Raw genomic sequence first — 18,040 nt, 5'->3', positions numbered from 1 at the left:
ACTTGAAGAATAAGGTGGTCTTATTGATCAAGTGGCGTTAAATTTGGTTCTCACTTGAAGAATAAGGTGGTCTTACTGATCAAGTGGCGTTAAATTTGGTTCTCACTTGAAGAATAAGGTGGTCTTATTGATCAAGTGGCGTTAAATTTGGTTCTCACTTGAAGAATAAGGTGGTCTTATTGATCAAGTGGCGTTAAATTTGGTTCTCACTTGAAGAATAAGGTGGTCTTACTGATCAAGTGGCGTTAAATTTGGTTCTCACTTGAAGAATAAGGTGGTCTTACTGATCAAGTGGTGCAAATTTTATCTCTCACTTGAAGAATAAAATGACCTTACTCATCAAGTGGCACCAAATCAGTCTCCCACTTGAAGATTAACAGCGTCACATCAGTAAAAACAAAAATTAGTAGTGCAGAATGAACCCATTTGGTTTCTGCACTACTAATTTTATGTGCTTTTTATGAGATTCGATTTCTACACGCAAAAGATCGGAAATCAATGCCTCTTGCGTCACACCAATCTTTTACAGGGCCAGTGATGATCACATCTGTCCGTTGCAAATCAACCACCGATTCAGCGCCTAATAAAGTCATCACAGAAACCAATTGTTCTTTGATTTGTTCAACATGTGCAATCGTTTTTTCGACACCATTTTGCAAAATATAATGTAAGAAGTAACCTGAAATACCTGCTGCTTTAGCTCCGAGAGCTAAACTTTTGAGGATATCCATTTGGGTACGGATACCGCCCGAAGCCAATATTTCGGTTGTATCCATAAAGGAATGAGCTTCAAGAAGTGAGATCGTTGTAGATTGTCCCCAATCTTCTAGGAAGTCCATCGGATTCTGAGTACGGCGGTAGTTTTCGATCTGAGAAAAGTTGGTTCCGCCTTTCCCGCTGACATCGATCGTTTTTACGCCAATCGATATCAATTGTTGGATCGTTTCTCGGCTCATTCCAAAGCCGACTTCCTTCACCACGACGGGTACATCCACACCGTTTATGATTTGTTCCAATTTAGTTAGCCAAGAAGAGAAATCTCTGTCTCCCTCTGGCATCACGATTTCTTGAGGGGTGTTCAAATGAATCTGCAAAGCATTGGCTTGAATCAAATCCACAGCTTTTTTTGCAGTTTCTAAGGTCTGTCCGCCGCCTAGATTAGCCAAAATTTGTCCATTAGGATTCGTTTCCCGAATGATCGTAAAACTATCGGCTACAGAAGGGTCTTTTAAACCTGCACTTAATGAACCTGAAGCCATTGCCAGACCAGTTTCTCTTGCTACAGCAGCTAATTTTTCGTTGATTTTCTTTGTCCAAGGGCTCCCGCCGGTCATGGCATTAATGTAAAAGGGCTGAGCCATCGAAAGTCCGGCAAAAGAAGTGGACAGATCAATCTTCTGAGTTCCGGTCTCTGGTATTGAGTGATGTACAAACCGGATGTGGTCAAAATCAGTTTCGTGCGTTTCAGTGTAAAAATGTTCCGCTAATGAAACGTGTTCGTTTTTCCGATTGTTTTTTTTCTCCATTGTTAACCTCCTGCTGGATAATGATTCTAGAGTAGGCTTAGCAGCCACTAATTTTTAGTATAAACATGCAACGGCAAATTGGTGATCCCTTGTTCTTCCCAAGCTGTGATCAATGAAAGAACCCCATCTTTGCGATCAAAAATCACAATTCCGCAGTCTCCACCGCCAGCTCCTGAAGATTTGGCTGCACCATTAAATTCTTCCGCCAGCTTGCACAAATGAGCCAAGGCAGGAGTCTCGATAATCACGCCAGTCGATTGACTCATTTTTTTCAAGAGAGAGCGGTTGTGACGAATCTCATTTTGTATTTTAGGAATATCGTTTGTTTCGAAGCCGCGAATCATTTCTTCGACACAAGCTGCACTGGCTTTTAAGAATTCATTATAGGCGAGAGCATCTTGGGTCCGTTTATTCGTTACTTCATCCACTAAATGAGAAGTAGACGCCGGAGATCCTGTCCAGCCGATCAATAAACGCAATTCTGCTGGGGGTGTCAACGGTTTAAAAGACAAATGAGGCCAGTCCAATTCAACCACTTCTCGAACCGATAATTGCTGTTGCTTTTCCAATACCCATTTTGGATCGAAAGTAGTGAAAGCCAACCATCCACCAAAAACGCTGGCAGCTACATCACCGCACGATCCATTGCTTTTGACCGTTAAATGTGCCAAGGCAGCTAGCTTGAATATTCTCTCATTAGACTCATGTTGCAAACCGTAAAAACGCAAAATCCCTTTCACTGTGGCAACGGTAACAGCGGCACTGGAACCGAGACCGTATTTCCGGCCATTGGAACTGTCTAATTCACTATCGACAGATAAGTGGTAAAAAGAAAGCTTTTTTCCAAAGGATTTGACATAGCTTTCTGTCACTTCAATAGCTGCCAATATATAATGAAACGGATTTTCACGCTTGTCCAATACTAGTCGATCATTTTCTCTTTTCCAAGTGACAGGCAGGTTTCCATATTGCTTCGATAAAATTGTTCCCATATCTGTCGTTGCTTCAAGTGAAACAGTAATAAACTGGTCGACGGCTACCAAAATGGCAGGATGACCGGGTTCTACAACAGCGTATTCTCCTGCGATATATAACTTTCCAGATGCAGAAGCTGTGATCATGTACGACACTCCTTAAAATTCCTTTTTTAGTCTGTAATTTCTTCGATATCTTTCCCAGGTCCTGAAATAATCAGTTGCGTGGGATCAAAAATGTTGCTCAAGTAGTTTTTGATCGTTTGGCTATCTGACAGGCGACACAATACTTTGACGTTTGGACCGGCATCCATCGTGAAATAGCATGGAACACCTAATTGACGCAGTTCTCTCACCGCTTGCATCGCTCGAACACTGTCTGGTTCCCAGTAAGAAAGAGGCGGATTAGCCCCCAACATTGTTGCATGCATCTTCATGCCGTTGCTTTCCGTAATGGCACCAACTTGTTCAAAATCTTTTTTCAAGATAGCCGTTTTGATATTTTCCAAATCGATCGCTGTAGCTGTTAACCAGCCAGGATAAAAAGGCGAAGTCGCTACGGTGTTTTTCATACCTACACGACTGGAAACCGCTTTTTGTTTATCATTGACCACGATAGTGACCATGCCGATATCCCAAGAAGCATCATCTACTTTTACCGCAAATGAATCATCGCTGCCGGTACCCATTTGCCATTCGACAAAACCGCCGAAAATACTGCGTGTTGCTGAACCAGAACCTCTTCGAGCATAAGTGGATAAAGTTGTTTTGTCCAAATTCAATCCGCTAGCCAAATTAACTGCACCCGCTAAAGCTGCCATACCAGAAGCAGAAGAAGCCAGACCGGCTGCAGTCGGGACGAAGTTGGTGCTTTTTACGATCGCTGCTGTTTGGATACCCGCTTCTTCACGGAATAAATCCAAGAAGCGGCTGACTTTCGCTGTTGCTTTATTATCTTGTAATGCATCATTTAAATAGAAACGATCTTCTGCTGTGCTATCGTCAAAAGCCACAGAAGTTTCTGTGTAAAATGAATCTAAAGTCAAAGAAAGACTGCTGTTCATCGGTAAAAACAATTTGTCATCGCGCTTGCCCCAATATTTGATCAAAGCGATGTTGGTATAGGCACGTACTTTTTTCTCCTTATTCAACAGAGCCACCTCCTAAATGATAGATCCAAGTAGTGGAAGTTCCCGTTTCGTTTAAAGCCCGAGCGATGTCTTGAGCAGCAGTTTCATTTTCAGCTAAAGCGATCATACAGCCGCCTCGTCCGCCACCGGTCAGTTTAGCACCTAAAGCTCCAGCATTTATGGCTGCTTCAACCAATTGATTCAATTGATCATTGCTGACACCCAATTTAGTTAACAGCACATGTGCTTGGTGCATCAATTTGCCTAACTCGACTGGTTGATTATTTTCGATAGCTGATTTTGCTTGATCTGCTAAGCTGCCTAATTGATGAATATCTTGAGAAGTTTCTACCGGATTGGTTTCCATCAATAACGCTATACTGCCTACTGCATCTCTGGTTTGACCCTTCACACCAGTATCCCCAACCACTAGATAAGCATCAATCAATAATGAAAAAGGAACGAACGGTTTGCCTTTGATGTAGTACAAGGGGCTGTCACCGCTAGTCATTGCGGCATCTAAACCACTGGGATTTCCATGAGCGATCACTTCAGAAATATTGACTAGTTCAAGTAATTGGTCATGTGATAAGGGGCAATCAAAATAATTGTAAAGAGCGCGAACAGTAGCGACAGCCACTGCTGCACTAGATCCCATACCGCGTTCTGCTGGGATCGAACTGGTAATGTGTAACGAAAAATCTTTTGATTCTTGTTTCAAAGCTTTCAAAGTCACCTCAACGACCGTCATTAAGTTAGACAATCGGTCAGGTGCTTCTGACAGCAACCCTGAATGATAGATACAATCTACGGTAACAGGTCCTGTAGATTGTGTAACGGTAGTTTGAATAGTGGCTTTGGGAAAGGGAATAGCTAATGAAGGTTCTCCATAAACCACTGCATGTTCTCCCATTAAAATGATTTTACCTGTAGCTTCTCCAATAGCTTGGTTGTGTGCTGTCTGCATGCATACATACTCCTTAATGTGCTGATTTCATAATTGGTTAGTTGATTAAAGGGACGTCAACAGTTGAACGATATAAGGTGCTGCATATAACGTCATGAACTGAATACCATAATTAACGCCCATTTTATTTAAAGTTCCACTCGTAATTCCAATAAGCAATACGCCGAATATGTTGATCAAACCTGCATCCATATACGAAAGCAATAGAATGAAGGAAATAAACAATCCAAGAATGGCTTCATGCGGAATTTTGTCTAAGACAAAAGTGGAGATTTTTCCGGCATACTTATTAATAATAACATAACTCAAAGCTGTAGCTACTACAGCCCCTAAGACAATAGCGATCGTTTTTTCCCCTGTGGATAAAATATGAAATAAATTGTTTTCCACTGTGTACACAGGAGGAGCATTAAACAGTGCACTTCCGGGCCCTATAGAAGTAGGAGATAAAGGAATGCCTAATGCCACTAAGGGGATAATGATTCCGGAAATATAAGTAGATTGCGATAAAGCACTCATTGTAGTAATGGTAGTAGTCGCTTTTTCCTCAGGATCTTTGATCCGGTTAGAGACAGTTTCACCAAATAGTAAAATCAAGCCAACTGGGCTCAATACAAAGAAAATATTGGAGATGAAAGAAGAAAATGAAGCAGCTTTTAATTCTTTTTTCGATAATATTCTAAATGGATTCAATGTTTTCTCTTTGCCTAAATCTTTTGGAATGACGATGTTTTTGTAACTGTCTGTCAGCATTTTTGAGCGGCTTTCTTTATTCAGCAATTGCAATAAAGAAATGATCAACGGCCCGATGGTGATGCCTAGGAAGAATGAAGTAGTAATATTGGTCCCTTCTGGAACGACTCCAGTGCCCCAGTATAAGTGGCGCAGGCTTTGAAAAAGAATAGCTAACGGAATGATACTGATCAAAGAAAGAACTTTTTGTTTACTGATCAATGATAAGAAAACAGCTCCAATAACAAATAAGAGCGAAGCGTACGGTTGTATCGTTTCTGCAAATGGAATCAACAAATTAGCCAACAAAAAAGAAACAGGGATAGAAATAACTGTTCCAATCAGTGCTCCTGCAGCCATTTTCTTAACGGTAACAGCTGATTTGCCTTGATTTTTTAAATAAATAGCGTGATCAATCATGGGAGCAGATAATACTCCACCAGGTAAACCTACTAAAGCAGTGGGCATTAAATTGGTTAAATTTAACGTAATAAACGCTGCTACAAAGAAAGTTAAGACAATCATTGGGTTAGCGCCTGAAAGAATAAGAGCAAGTGAAATAGGCATTAAAACGGATGTTTCATCGGTACCCGGTATAAATCCAATAAAAGTGTATAACACGACTGCACTTAAAGCAGCCACAAACATTTGAGTGAGCAATAAAAAATCCATTAAGGTATCTCCTAACTAGTGTGATGGTGTTTAGCATCTTTGGAATCAATAATCCGTTTTGGTTTAGTCAATAATCCTGAAATGATAAAGCCGATAACGGCTCCCGCTAAACCGAAAAACAATTGCAACGTACGATTTCCCGAAGGTGCTAAAAAAAAAGTCCCATAGTTGAAATGGCAGAGATAATAATGGAACGAACAAGGTCACGAAGCTCTACAACGTCTCCCCATATTTCAATATATTTTTTTTTATCTTCCATATTTTTCCTCCTATCTGTAAAAAATTTAACTAAATTACTAAAGATTCTATACTTTTCTATTGTATAAGTCATTCCCACCCTTTATAGTACAGGAATTTTAAGATTTACGGTAGTTAAGCTTCGCTTAAAACTCGTTAAGTTTTTTTAAAGTTTTGTCACCAGTGGAAAGGAAAAACTATAAATAAGACGTGATATCTGTTACAATTATGCGAAACTTTCAAAACCAGGAGGCAGGCACACCAATGAACGAAACAGAAACTCATCACCATATCTTACGTGATGAATGGAGCACATTAGGACATGATACATCCATAAAGATGACTTTTGAAGAATTGGATACCATTAGAGGGTTGAATGATCCTATTTCACTGGAAGACGTGAAAGAGATCTATGTGCCGCTAGTCCAATTAATCAATCTGTTTATCCAACAATACGAAAAATTGCAGCAAGAAAAGACCTTTTTTTTAGAACATCGAAAGGAAAACAAACCGTTCGTGATCGGTATTGCAGGTAGTGTGGCGGTAGGGAAAAGTACTACTGCGCGACTGTTGACACGTATGCTGGCAAGTTTGTTTACCGATTTAAACGTTGAAATGATTACAACAGATGGTTTTTTATATCCCAATAAAGTCCTGAAAGAAAGGGGCATTATGAATCGCAAGGGCTTTCCAGAGAGCTACAATATGAAAAAATTGATCAATTTTTTAAGCAAAGTAAAAACTGGCGAAACCGACATTTCTTCTCCAGTCTATTCTCATGAAGTGTATGATATTGTGGAAGGGAAAACAAATATTTTGCACAAACCGGACATCTTGATCGTTGAAGGGATCAATGTCTTGCAATCTCCATCCAATGAACAAATCTACATAAGCGATTTCTTTGATTTTTCCATCTATGTCGATGCCGAGCCAGAACAAATTGAAAAATGGTATTTGGAACGATTTGCCGTTTTGCTGGATACGGCTTTTACGACTCCGGACAATTACTATTATGAGTTGGCTCAAAAAGGCCCAGATGTTGCCTTTGCACATGCACATCAAGTATGGGAAACCATCAACTTGGAAAATCTGAAAAAATACATCCTGCCTACACGAAAAAGAGCCGATCTGATTTTGCATAAGAGTGAACAGCATTACATTGATAAAGTTTTATTGAAAAAATACTAAATACTCTCATTATCGCTTGAAGAGCCTGACTAACGCTATGTTAGAAGGGTTCTTTTTAGTATAAAAAGTGTGAAAACTCAAAAAATGTTATGAAAATGAACTTTTCATTAAAAAAGAGGGGTAATGTCCACTTTTATGTAACAACAAGGTAGCTTTCATGGTACTATGGTAAGAAAAATAAGAAGAGGTGTAGATTTTGACAACTGTAACAGATACAAAAGAATTGGAAAAAATGATCGTTCTTGATTTTGGTAGTCAATACAACCAATTAATCACGCGTCGAATAAGAGAATTTGGTGTGTACTCAGAATTGTTGCCGCATACGACAACAGCTGACGAATTAAAAGGCATGAATGCTAAAGGAATCATCTTCTCAGGTGGACCGATGAGTGTTTATGATGATGGATCTTTCTCAGTAGATCCAGAAATTTTTAATTTAGGTATTCCAATTTTTGGTATTTGTTATGGAATGCAATTGATGACGAAAATGATGGGTGGAGAAGTCAGCCCAAGTACAAACCGTGAGTATGGTAAAGCGGATATCCGTATTGAAGACCGTACGGCACCTCTATTTACAACATTAGACGAAGAAGAAACCGTGTGGATGAGTCATGGAGATTTAGTTACTCAAGCTCCTGAAGGCTTCGTTGTCAGCGCTACAAGCGCGCATTGTCCGATTGCTTCTATGTTCAATGAACAAAAGAACTTCCATGCCGTTCAATTCCATCCAGAAGTTCGTCACTCTGTACACGGAAATGATATGTTAAGAAACTTTACTTTCAATGTCTGTGGATTTGAAGGAAACTGGAGCATCAGCAACTTCATCGACTTAGAAATCGCTAAAATCCGTGAAACAGTAGGAGACAAAAAAGTCTTACTAGGTTTATCGGGCGGGGTTGATTCAAGTGTAGTTGGAGTTCTCCTGCAAAGAGCAATCGGCGACCAATTGACGTGTATCTTTGTAGACCATGGTTTATTGCGTAAAGGCGAGAGCGAACAAGTTATGGAAAGTTTAGTCGGCAAATTCGGCTTGAACATTATCCGTGTCGACGCTAAAGAACGTTTCATGGCTAAATTAAAAGGCGTCAGCGATCCAGAACAAAAACGTAAAATCATCGGAAACGAGTTTGTGTACTTATTTGATGATGAAGCGACAAAACTTGAAGGTGTGGACTTCCTAGCACAAGGAACGTTGTATACAGACATTATCGAGAGTGGTACGGCTACTGCTCAAACGATCAAATCACATCACAACGTAGGTGGACTTCCTGAAGACATGCAATTCGAATTGATTGAACCGTTAAATGCTTTGTTCAAAGATGAGGTTCGTGAATTAGGAATCGAGCTAGGTATGCCTGAAAGCTTAGTATGGCGCCAACCGTTCCCAGGTCCAGGTCTAGGAATTCGTGTCATCGGTGAATTAACAGAAGAAAAATTAGAGATTGTCCGCGATAGCGACTACATCTTAAGAGAAGAAATTGCTAAAGCCGGTCTTGACCGCGATATCTGGCAATACTTCACAGTCCTTCCAGGTTTCCGCAGTGTTGGAGTCATGGGAGACGGCCGTACGTATGACTACACAGTAGGAATCCGTGCTGTAACGTCTATCGACGGAATGACAGCAGACTTTGCACGTATCCCTTGGGACGTCTTGCAAAAGATTTCTGTACGTATTGTAAATGAAGTGAAACACGTTAACCGTATCGTGTATGACGTTACTAGTAAGCCACCAGCTACTGTTGAGTGGGAATAAAGAACGAAAGACCGACTAACCTTTATTTAAAAGGCTTTGTCGGTCTTTTATTTTAGGGTAGAGTACACGAAACGTACACTATTATTTTTTACTTAATGTCTCCAACAAAGTTGTAACCTCGTGTTGCTTGTTGGGATAGAGGTGTGAATAAATTTGAAGTGTAGTGTTTATTTTTTCATGTCCTAAGCGTTCTGCGATTAGTAATGGAGAAAAACCAAGTTCAATCAAAAGAGAAGCATGGGAGTGTCTTAAATCATGAATACGAATTTTCTTCACACTAGAATGCTTACATCCACGCTTCATTTCGTGACCCAAATAGTACTTGGTTACGGTAAATAATCGTTGCTGCGGTTCATAATCATAAAGTTGATTCACATAACTTTCTATTAGTTCAGCTAGATTTTCTGTAATTGTAACGATCCGTTTACTTTTGGCTGTTTTGGGTTCAGATATGATATCTTCACCATTTAATCGAACATAGCTCTTATTGATACTAACTGTCTTAACATCACTCTTTAAATCGAAATCCTTTAAAGTTAAAGCTAAGGCTTCACCTGATCGCATTCCTGTCCAGAATAATAGATTAAATATTACTTCTGATGTTGGTTTATCCTTAACCACGGTGATAAATTGTTCGAATTCGTCAACTGTCCAGAATTGCATTCTATCTGAATGTTTTCTACCCATACTACCACATTTGGCAGCAGGGTTTTCAGATAGATTATAATATTTCATAGCATAATTAAAGATGGCTGATAGTTGATTATGGATAGATTTTAAATAAGTAGGGCTATAGTTATGTTCATCTGAAATCATTTTATTTTGCCAATTTCTAACTGTTTTAACGGTGATGGTATTTAAAGGCATATTGCCAAAATGGGGAAGTATTTTAGTATCGATTAATTGTTGCTTGTTTTCTATCGTAGTTGGTCTTAAACGAGTCTTAAAATCTTCATAATAATATTCAATTAGATTAGAAAATAAAATATCAGTATCAGCTTTTACCTTATTTAGAAAATTTCTTTCAAATTCTTTTGCTTCCCGTTGTTTTTTAAATCCTTCTTTTTTCTTTTGTTTAGTATTACCTTGCCAATCTTTATAGTTGAATTTTGTATACCAAGTGCCTTTTACTTCATTTTTATATACCGGCATTAAATCATATCCCTTCTATAATAGTGATATAAACCATATAAGAATATGATATAATTTCATTAGTTAATTGAATCATATTCTTATATGGTTTGCTTCATTTTTAATGGTGTATATACGTTAATACACTGTTTCGATGACACCACACTCAATCTTTGGTAGGGGGAGAGTGTGGAGTCTTTTTTTTTGTTTACATATTAAGTATTTCAGCTTTTTTCTTATCGAATTCATCTTGATTAATGATTCCTAAATCTAGTAGTTCTTTAAACTCTTTCAATTGGTCAGCAGGGGAAGAAGAAATATTATTCGTTACTTCCATCAATGGAACAGCAGGAATCATCTTGTATTTTCTCATCTGCTTTCTATCACATTTAAAGTTGAACGATCTAACTTCTTTAGTTTCTATATTTTGTAATATTAAAATAGCAGTTGATTTGTCTTTGGTTTTATTTTTTCCAGACAGACCTCCAACAATCATCCCTGCAGGTCCAGCTAATCCTAAACCTACAATAGAACGCCCTACAACCTTTTTACCCTTAACTTGAATATCTTCCAGCCATTCGAATTCAATTACGTTGTAGGCTTCCATCTCGTTTATATGCTTAGTTAAGCTACCATGTTGCGAATATCTTAAGTAGGTTCTTCCATCTGAATGAACATGCATTGTCATTACAGATTGATTCGCCTTATTAAGTGAATCTTCTAAAATCTGTATCACATAGGCCGAGGCGCCTTTGGTTAACTCATTGAACTGATTATCAAGATTTTTTTGGTTTTTCTTTTCTTCAAGTTTTTCTTCTTTTGATTTTCCTTTACCGAATAATCCCAAAAAATCATTCCTCCTTTTTCATTTTTCACGTATCATTTTTACCATATCAGAAGTAGCTTGTAACATATTCTTCAACACATCTCGAACTTCATCATTTAATTCCTCCCCGTCAAATTTTAATATTGGATTGTCCTTATTTTCTAATTGTTCCACAAGGAATTCCATCATCAATCTAACATCTGAATTAAAATAACGATCGAATTGTTCATATTGTTTAACCTCAATAGCCAATTTAGAAACGAGCTCACTAGGATCAACTTTTAAAACTTCTGCTATTTTATTAATAGTTTCAAGAGTTGGATTAGCTTGTTCCCCCGTTTCTAATTTACTTATCATGCTAAAACTTAAACCTGTTAATTCGGCCAACTTACGTTGGTTTATTTTTCTTTCTTTTCTAATACGTTTTAAGTTCTCACGAAAAGACATGATGCACCTCCTTTATAAGTAGATAATACCATTTCTAGTGGTACTTTTACAATGAATATATTAATTTATATCATTTTGTCTTGACTAGTACCATTTAAGGTGGTATATTTTATGTGTGTCAAGCAGGTAATCACCATTAACAGTGGTGATCAAAGGAGGGCGAATGAAGTGAATGTTAATCTGAAAATAGCAAGATTGAAGAAGCAACTTACTCAAAAAGAATTGGCAAAGCGAGTAGGCGTGACGAATAAATATTTATCTCAAATTGAAAACGGAGTTTCTAATAATCCAAGTAACAATTTGATGATTAAGCTAGCAAAGGAACTCGATTGCACTGTTCAAGAATTGTTTTTCGAAGAGGTTACGCAATAAGAAACTTAACGAAAGGATGATGTTGATAATGTTTGAGAATCATATTATGTCTGAAAAAAATATCATTCAAATTAATGTAGATGTTTTAGATGCTGCAAGTCTCATAAAACGCAAAAAAGATAATGATGAAAAAAATGGTTTGATGGTGGAAGAAATTAACTTGATAACTTATAGACTAATCTTCCCTGATGGATTCGTTGTCACTAGTTGGGAAAACAGAAATCTAATTCAAGAGATTTGGGAACCAAAAATAAGGAAGGAATGATGACTAATGGAAAACGTACAATACAAAATAGCAACCAAACGTTTTTATGTTGCGGATGATGTTGCTGGGATTTTAGGTATTTCGAAATCAAAAGCATACAAAGTAATTAAAGAATTAAATGAAGAACTTTCCAATAATGGCAAAATAGTTATTGCCGGTAAAATATCCAAGCGTTATTTTGAAGAGAAAGTATATATGTGAAGGAGGTGAATAAATGTTAAGCGCAGCAATCATTATAAGTTTGATTATTGGATGGGTACTTGGATTTATAACCTACTTTGCAGTAAGAACTGGTTATAAGCTATTGATTGAGGTTTTAGAGGAAACACAAAAAGAGCCTTTAGCGGACAGCGACCAACTGCACTAAAGGCTAACGTATAAAAATCACTATGAATAGGGACTTTTCTTGTCTCCTATTATATCACAAAACAATTAAAAGGGAGATTTTAATAATGGAAAAACAAATTGAACAATTAACTAACGATATTTATCAACTACAAGGATTAATGGTTGCAATGGAAGATGCTTGGGAAAATATTACAGCTTCTGATGATCCAATGGTTAAACATTATGCTCGTCCGTTAGGTGCAATAATTCAATTAGCGCAAGAAAAAGCTGAAAACAGCTTCGAAATAGCTTCTCACATTAAATAAAGGTACGTGGTAAAAATTAAATTATGGAAGAGGTGACTATATTTGTTCTACAAAGGTTATATCGAGACTGATGGAAAGAAAGCAATTGAAAAGTTTAAAAATATAAATGAGTTCAAAAACTTTGAACAAGTTCAATCGTTCATGAACTATGCCGGTGTTTTAAATGAAGAGACTATTTTAATTGATATTGATGATTACGAACAATCAGAAATATTGATGGATATTGTAGAGGATAAGCAACTACGTTGTCGCGTTTATGAAACAACGAGAGGGAAACATTTTCTATTCAAAAAAACCAAAGAAATTGAAAGCAATCGAACCGGAACATCATTGGCAATCGGAATTAAAGCAGATATTAAATTGGGTACGCGTACCAGTTATGAAATTTTAAAAGTTGATGGTAAAGATCGTGAAATTATTTATGACATGTTCGAAGATGAAGTACCTGATTCAATTCCCAAATGGTTACATCCAGTTAAAACAGATTTAGATTTCTTCACTATGAATGAAGGTAGTGGACGCAATCAAGCGCTATTCAATTACATTTTGACATTACAAAGTAATGATTTCAGTAAAGAAGAAGCAAGGGAAACGATCCATCTAATCAATGAATATATATTACCAGCAGCACTGGAAGAAAACGAATTGGAAACGATTTTGAGAGATGAAGCCTTTCAAAAGGATTTATTTTTTAAGAAGAATCAATTTTTATTTGACAAGTTTGCGGTGTTTTTAAAGAATAACATGCATGTGAAGCGAATCAGTGACCAACTTCATATATATCATGATGGTATTTATACGCCTAACAGAGCAAGAATTGAAGGGGAAATGGTAAAACATATACCTAGTTTATCAAATGCTAAAAGGAAAGAAGTCCTAAGTTATTTGGACATTATCAGCCCAGAAAGTGAAAAAGTCAGTTCACCAAATTATATTCTTTTTCGTAACGGTGTGTTGAACATTCATACGAGAGAGTTGAGTAACATAAGCCCAGAATTCATCATCACTAATCAAATACCATGGGATTATAACCCGAATGCGTATGACCAGGTCACGGACCAAACATTAAATAAAATGGCTTGCAACGATTCAAATGTACGAAGTCTCCTGGAAGAATTAGCCGGTTATACCTTATATAGAAGAAACGAATTAGGGAAAGCTTTCATTTTAACTGGTGAAAAATCAAATGGTAAATCAACTTTCATTGATGTTTTGAAAAATATGCTAGATGAAAGTAATACCGTTTCATTAGACTTGAACGAATTAGGTGAGCGGTTCAAGACTGCTGAACTTTACGGAAAACTTGCTAATATTGGGGACGATATTGAATCAGATTTCATTAGTAATACTGGAATTTTTAAAAAACTGGTAACAGGTGATAGGTTGAACGCTGAAAGAAAAGGACAAGATCCCTTTGATTTTAATAATTTCGCTAAATTAATTTTTAGTGCAAATAATATACCGAGGCTTGGAGGAGGTAAAGATACAGCAGCAATCGCAAGGCGTTTGGTTATTATTCCTTTTGATGCAAAATTCAGCGCGGGTGATGAAGATTTTGACCCTTACATCAAGGATAAATTAATCAAGCAACCGGCAATGGAATACTTTATCAAGATACAATGGAATACTTTATCAAGATTGCAGTTGAAGGATTAAAACGAGTATTAGATAATAATAAATTTACGACCTCAAAACGTATTGATAAAGAAGTGCAAGAATATGAATTGAGTAATAATCCTTTACTTGGTTTCATTCAGCATTGTGAAGATGAAGAGCTAAATATCGTTCATGAAACCTTAGACGAAGTATATATACATTATGGAATGTTTTGTGATAGTGGGAAATATATGCCGTTATCTAAAAGCGAGTTTTCAAAACAACTTCAAAAGGAATTGAATATAAAAACTATCAGAAAAACAGTAGAAGGAAAAAAACGTCAAGTTTTCATAGCAGATGAAGAGTAATTTGGACAATGCGGACAACGTTAGACATTCTAAAAAATATAAGGGTGTCTAACACAAAATCAATTATATCAACGTTTTTGATGTTTTGGACAGTCTGGACACCCTTAATGTAAGTTCTTAATTAAAAGATAAGATAATATCCTATTCATTACTTATATATACTAAATAATATAAGAATAGGGAAAAGAGTGTCCATCCTGTCCAGTTAACTCAATAAAAGTGTTTTAATCGTTGATACATTAATGTTTTTTAGCCGGACACCGTATTATTTGACTCTGTCCAGTGAAAACAAAAAAAATACACCACTCTCTCCTACCAAAGTTCGAGTGATGTATTTTTACCTAAACAGTGTACTTAATATAAAAAATTAAATAGAAGGAGACGGAAAAAAATGAACGGAAAAGAATTCTTAGATTATTATGATCAGATAGAAGAAATTACAAACATTGAATGGTTAATCACAGATGAATACACTTTAACCAATGGTGAAGATGGGGTGAGTGTTATATTTACGATTGATGGTAAACAATTTATATTGGATTATCCGAACCCAACACTTCCTGTTGAAAAACGAGAAATGAATTACATTTGTATTGTTATGTTGGTGGATAAGTGTATTCGTCAGTTAACGGGTCATAATTCGTTAATAATGACCATACACGGTGAGGGTGTGACATCTGGAAGTACTATTTCATCAACAATCAATTATGCACGCCACCTTTTGAGGGAAAAAAGAGGTGAATAATGTTGGTTTCCATTAATCACGATAATGTTATTGAAGTCATTGGTGAAGATAAATTTAATGAATTATGTGAGAAATATGCTGGTCATACTCTCTATTTTCCAAAGAAACGGAACCCATTTAATACTACTGATGAACGTAATGAGTGGATATTTTGGGCATTTATGACCGGAAAAGGGTATCAATTCATTGCAAATGAAGTAGATTTGCAACGAGATACGGTTATTAGGATCGTAAAAGAGTATACGAAACTAAAAAAAGAATCCTTGAAATGAGGGTTCTTTTTTGTTGCTCGGAAAACGTTTATAAAATCCGAAGAACCTTGTTAAATCAGTATTTATAGTGAGATTGTTGATATAATTAAGGTGTCATAAAGACATCCTTTTCGGTTGAAAGTCATCCTTGGATCAGATGGCTTTCATATCTATTGATTGAATTTGATTTGAAGTGAATGACTTTTTGAAAGTGTGGTGAAAAAATGGCAAAAATGAATAGAGAAGAAATTGCATTAAATCTTTTAACTAGTCGAAGTATTGGTGAAGCTGCAGAAAAATCAAATATTTCAACATCGACATTATATCGGTTAAGACAACAAGTATCCTTTCAAAAAATATTAAATCGGATCAAGGATGAATTGTTTTCCGATACCATGACGAAAGCTCAAGGTTATGCATTAGAATCGCTAGAAGTACTTAGAGATGTTGCTATTGATAAAGAGGCTAATGATTCTTCAAGAGTAAGTGCAGCTAGAACTATCATTGATATTGGTTTAACCGCAAATGAACAAGAGCACATTATTCAAAAACTGGATGATTTAGAAAGAAGGCTAATGGATGATTAAGAGACAAAATCGTAAACAACTAGTGAAAAGATTAGAAGTACTAGATGAACATACACCTAGGAAAACACCTTTCATTGTATTCTTAAATGATTTGGATGATGGAAGTGTTGAAGCCGTTGAACACGTCCGTATAAGTGGAAAAGCGAAAGGTATAAAAATTAGAAAGAAAATTATATCAACTCAAAAAGAATTTGATAGTTATTTGGATAAAATGTTTGCTTATCCCAAATGTGTAGTTATTACTGGAGATGACGATCTTGAAGATTAATATTGTTTGGTAGGAAATAATGGAAGGTTATGGCAAATCAAGGCATAAGAAACGAAATCAAACGATTGAAAGGGCATCTTACCGATAGTTTATAAGAGAATGAATGCAACAAAATGCAACGCAAAAACATAAAGTGTTGCAACATTTACAAAACGGAATTGAATGCGACATAAAAGGAGAAGGAAAATAAAATGACAAATGAAGAAATTTTGGCTTTAGGAGAAGAAGAATTTAAAACTTATATTAGAATCGAAAGAAACAAAGCAATAGATAAAACTTTAAAGATTCAAATGGATGGTTTGAAAAAGAAAAAGAATGATTTGGAAAAATCTGCTGCGACGTTAAACCATGAAGCTAATGATGCTTTGGATACTGCGAATATTGAAATAGCTATCACTAAAGACAATGAAATTAAAGCTTCAGAAAATGAAATTAGTGCCCTGGATAAAGCGATGGAACGGTTACTGGAAAATAATGAAGAGTTAGTCATCATTGATCGTGAACGTTTTGATGAGTTGAAAAAATTAGTAGAAGCTTATTACGCTAGAAAAATTAATACTACTAAAAAAGAATTTAATGAAAAGATAAAATCAATCATTCCAGTGAAAAATGAAGGAGATAGATTACTAAAGGAAAGAGCGAGCCTACTAACAGGTTTCACAAGTATTTCAGGGCAAGGAAACGTTTTTTCAAATCAAATGTTGAGCGTAGATAAAAGTAACGCGTTGAGTATTTTATTGAGTAAATAATATGGATGATTACGTTAATGAACAGTTCAAGAAGATAAGTTTAGTTCAGCAATATCGTAATAAAGAATTAAAAGAAGCTGTATACCCAACAAAGGTGCGTTTAAATAGATGGTATGAATCGAAGACAGAAGAAGAAATTCAAGAAGCGATTACTACCATCAATCAAAACTATGATGTAGTGACAAACGCAATTTATGTGGATTTAAATAAAGATCTGGAATCAAAAGGATTACAGACTTATAAAAAAGGAGAATGATGAAAATGGGTAAACTTGTAGAAACTTTAAAGAATAATATTGAGGTGTATCAAGCTTTTATTGAAAAATTAAATGCTGATTCAACTGTAGCAATAAATAACATGGTTGAATCAGGCAATATTTATACGGATGAAGGTTTTGTTCAAGTATTGAGTAGTCAATTAGAAGGATTAAAAAATGAGTTTTTAGCACAGGCAGAAAGACTAAATTTTAAAACAAATCACTAGTGTTGCATAAATATAGTCAGAATATTCTGAATTATTATTTTCTTGAAAAAAGTAAAAAAAATCGAATGCTTACGCAAAGGATGACTATTTCCAGAAAATTTTGCTTATTTAGCTGATTCC

At 36.2% G+C, this 18,040-nt stretch carries 24 protein-coding genes; 16 read left to right on the top strand and 8 right to left on the bottom strand.

Annotated elements, in window-relative coordinates:
• Positions 1 to 458: 458 nt before the first annotated feature.
• From fni to ACEN4I_RS10245, 5 genes are read right to left on the bottom strand one after another with little or no spacing between them, the layout of a single operon-like run.
• Entirely contained in the window at positions 459 to 1,526 is a 1,068-nt protein-coding gene (gene fni / locus ACEN4I_RS10265) for a type 2 isopentenyl-diphosphate Delta-isomerase (protein WP_407102914.1), read from the bottom strand.
• Positions 1,527 to 1,573: 47 nt separating this feature from the next.
• Complete coding sequence (locus tag ACEN4I_RS10260; protein ID WP_407102915.1) at positions 1,574 to 2,647, bottom strand: phosphomevalonate kinase; 1,074 nt, start codon at positions 2,645 to 2,647, stop codon at positions 1,574 to 1,576.
• Positions 2,648 to 2,673: 26 nt separating this feature from the next.
• Positions 2,674 to 3,651, bottom strand: a complete 978-nt coding sequence (gene mvaD, locus ACEN4I_RS10255) for a diphosphomevalonate decarboxylase (RefSeq protein WP_407097174.1) — start codon at positions 3,649 to 3,651, stop codon at positions 2,674 to 2,676.
• Positions 3,644 to 4,597, bottom strand: coding sequence for a mevalonate kinase (mvk, locus tag ACEN4I_RS10250; RefSeq protein ID WP_407102916.1), 954 nt, complete (start codon positions 4,595 to 4,597; stop codon positions 3,644 to 3,646). Before mvk ends, mvaD begins: the two co-directional genes overlap by 8 nt.
• A 45-nt stretch (positions 4,598 to 4,642) precedes the next feature.
• Positions 4,643 to 6,001: a tripartite tricarboxylate transporter permease gene (locus ACEN4I_RS10245; protein ID WP_407102917.1), complete on the bottom strand. Its 1,359-nt coding sequence runs from the start codon at positions 5,999 to 6,001 to the stop codon at positions 4,643 to 4,645.
• 501 nt (positions 6,002 to 6,502) lie between these two features.
• Here ACEN4I_RS10245 and coaA point away from each other — a divergent pair.
• The gene (gene coaA, locus ACEN4I_RS10240; protein WP_407097178.1) at positions 6,503 to 7,426 is read left to right on the top strand and encodes a type I pantothenate kinase; all 924 of its coding nucleotides are present in this window, start codon (positions 6,503 to 6,505) and stop codon (positions 7,424 to 7,426) included.
• Positions 7,427 to 7,658: 232 nt separating this feature from the next.
• The gene (gene guaA, locus ACEN4I_RS10235; RefSeq protein WP_407097181.1) at positions 7,659 to 9,179 is read left to right on the top strand and encodes a glutamine-hydrolyzing GMP synthase; all 1,521 of its coding nucleotides are present in this window, start codon (positions 7,659 to 7,661) and stop codon (positions 9,177 to 9,179) included.
• A gap of 81 nt (positions 9,180 to 9,260) precedes the next feature.
• On the opposite strand, the gene ACEN4I_RS10230 is transcribed toward guaA, so the two are convergent.
• The 3 genes from ACEN4I_RS10230 to ACEN4I_RS10220 all read right to left on the bottom strand — a co-directional run bounded on the left by ACEN4I_RS10230 (position 9,261) and on the right by ACEN4I_RS10220 (position 11,583).
• Positions 9,261 to 10,331, bottom strand: coding sequence for a tyrosine-type recombinase/integrase (locus ACEN4I_RS10230; protein WP_407102918.1), 1,071 nt, complete (start codon positions 10,329 to 10,331; stop codon positions 9,261 to 9,263).
• Positions 10,332 to 10,518: 187 nt separating this feature from the next.
• Entirely contained in the window at positions 10,519 to 11,157 is a 639-nt protein-coding gene (locus ACEN4I_RS10225) for an SHOCT domain-containing protein (RefSeq protein ID WP_407102919.1), read from the bottom strand.
• Positions 11,158 to 11,175: 18 nt separating this feature from the next.
• Positions 11,176 to 11,583 carry a helix-turn-helix domain-containing protein gene (locus tag ACEN4I_RS10220; RefSeq protein ID WP_407102920.1) on the bottom strand — a complete coding sequence of 136 codons (408 nt, stop codon included), beginning with the start codon at positions 11,581 to 11,583 and terminating at the stop codon, positions 11,176 to 11,178.
• A 168-nt stretch (positions 11,584 to 11,751) separates the two neighbouring features.
• Here ACEN4I_RS10220 and ACEN4I_RS10215 point away from each other — a divergent pair, with 168 nt between their 5' ends.
• The 14 genes from ACEN4I_RS10215 (at position 11,752) to ACEN4I_RS10150 (ending at position 17,920) form a co-directional block, all read left to right on the top strand.
• Positions 11,752 to 11,955, top strand: coding sequence for a helix-turn-helix transcriptional regulator (locus ACEN4I_RS10215; RefSeq protein ID WP_407102921.1), 204 nt, complete (start codon positions 11,752 to 11,754; stop codon positions 11,953 to 11,955).
• A gap of 28 nt (positions 11,956 to 11,983) precedes the next feature.
• Entirely contained in the window at positions 11,984 to 12,220 is a 237-nt protein-coding gene (locus tag ACEN4I_RS10210; protein ID WP_407102922.1) for a hypothetical protein, read from the top strand.
• Positions 12,221 to 12,226: 6 nt separating this feature from the next.
• Positions 12,227 to 12,421: a transcriptional regulator gene (locus tag ACEN4I_RS10205; protein WP_407102923.1), complete on the top strand. Its 195-nt coding sequence runs from the start codon at positions 12,227 to 12,229 to the stop codon at positions 12,419 to 12,421.
• A gap of 13 nt (positions 12,422 to 12,434) precedes the next feature.
• Positions 12,435 to 12,587 carry a hypothetical protein gene (locus ACEN4I_RS10200; protein ID WP_407102924.1) on the top strand — a complete coding sequence of 51 codons (153 nt, stop codon included), beginning with the start codon at positions 12,435 to 12,437 and terminating at the stop codon, positions 12,585 to 12,587.
• A gap of 85 nt (positions 12,588 to 12,672) precedes the next feature.
• Entirely contained in the window at positions 12,673 to 12,873 is a 201-nt protein-coding gene (locus tag ACEN4I_RS10195; RefSeq protein ID WP_407102925.1) for a hypothetical protein, read from the top strand.
• 42 nt (positions 12,874 to 12,915) lie between these two features.
• On the top strand, positions 12,916 to 14,529 hold the full coding sequence (locus ACEN4I_RS10190) for a phage/plasmid primase, P4 family (protein ID WP_407127735.1): 1,614 nt from the start codon (positions 12,916 to 12,918) through the stop codon (positions 14,527 to 14,529).
• A complete protein-coding gene (locus ACEN4I_RS10185; protein ID WP_407103296.1) occupies positions 14,493 to 14,837 on the top strand; it encodes a primase-like DNA-binding domain-containing protein in 345 nt (114 codons plus the stop codon). Before ACEN4I_RS10190 ends, ACEN4I_RS10185 begins: the two co-directional genes overlap by 37 nt.
• A gap of 391 nt (positions 14,838 to 15,228) precedes the next feature.
• The gene (locus ACEN4I_RS10180) at positions 15,229 to 15,582 is read left to right on the top strand and encodes a hypothetical protein (RefSeq protein ID WP_407103295.1); all 354 of its coding nucleotides are present in this window, start codon (positions 15,229 to 15,231) and stop codon (positions 15,580 to 15,582) included.
• Complete coding sequence (locus ACEN4I_RS10175; RefSeq protein WP_407103294.1) at positions 15,582 to 15,854, top strand: Mor transcription activator family protein; 273 nt, start codon at positions 15,582 to 15,584, stop codon at positions 15,852 to 15,854. The genes ACEN4I_RS10180 and ACEN4I_RS10175 overlap by 1 nt, the downstream gene beginning before the upstream one ends.
• A 203-nt stretch (positions 15,855 to 16,057) precedes the next feature.
• Positions 16,058 to 16,420: a hypothetical protein gene (locus ACEN4I_RS10170; RefSeq protein ID WP_407103293.1), complete on the top strand. Its 363-nt coding sequence runs from the start codon at positions 16,058 to 16,060 to the stop codon at positions 16,418 to 16,420.
• A complete protein-coding gene (locus ACEN4I_RS10165) occupies positions 16,413 to 16,688 on the top strand; it encodes a hypothetical protein (RefSeq protein WP_407103292.1) in 276 nt (91 codons plus the stop codon). Before ACEN4I_RS10170 ends, ACEN4I_RS10165 begins: the two co-directional genes overlap by 8 nt.
• 191 nt (positions 16,689 to 16,879) lie before the next feature.
• Positions 16,880 to 17,437: a hypothetical protein gene (locus tag ACEN4I_RS10160; RefSeq protein ID WP_407103291.1), complete on the top strand. Its 558-nt coding sequence runs from the start codon at positions 16,880 to 16,882 to the stop codon at positions 17,435 to 17,437.
• Between the two features lies 1 nt (position 17,438).
• The gene (locus ACEN4I_RS10155; RefSeq protein WP_407103290.1) at positions 17,439 to 17,693 is read left to right on the top strand and encodes a hypothetical protein; all 255 of its coding nucleotides are present in this window, start codon (positions 17,439 to 17,441) and stop codon (positions 17,691 to 17,693) included.
• A gap of 5 nt (positions 17,694 to 17,698) precedes the next feature.
• A complete protein-coding gene (locus tag ACEN4I_RS10150) occupies positions 17,699 to 17,920 on the top strand; it encodes a hypothetical protein (protein WP_407103289.1) in 222 nt (73 codons plus the stop codon).
• Positions 17,921 to 18,040: the final 120 nt, after the last annotated feature.

The sequence above is a fragment of the Desemzia sp. FAM 23990 genome, from assembly GCF_045528485.1.
Lineage (GTDB): Bacteria > Bacillota > Bacilli > Lactobacillales > Carnobacteriaceae > Desemzia.
This window is presented reverse-complemented; position numbering and strand designations above follow the sequence as displayed.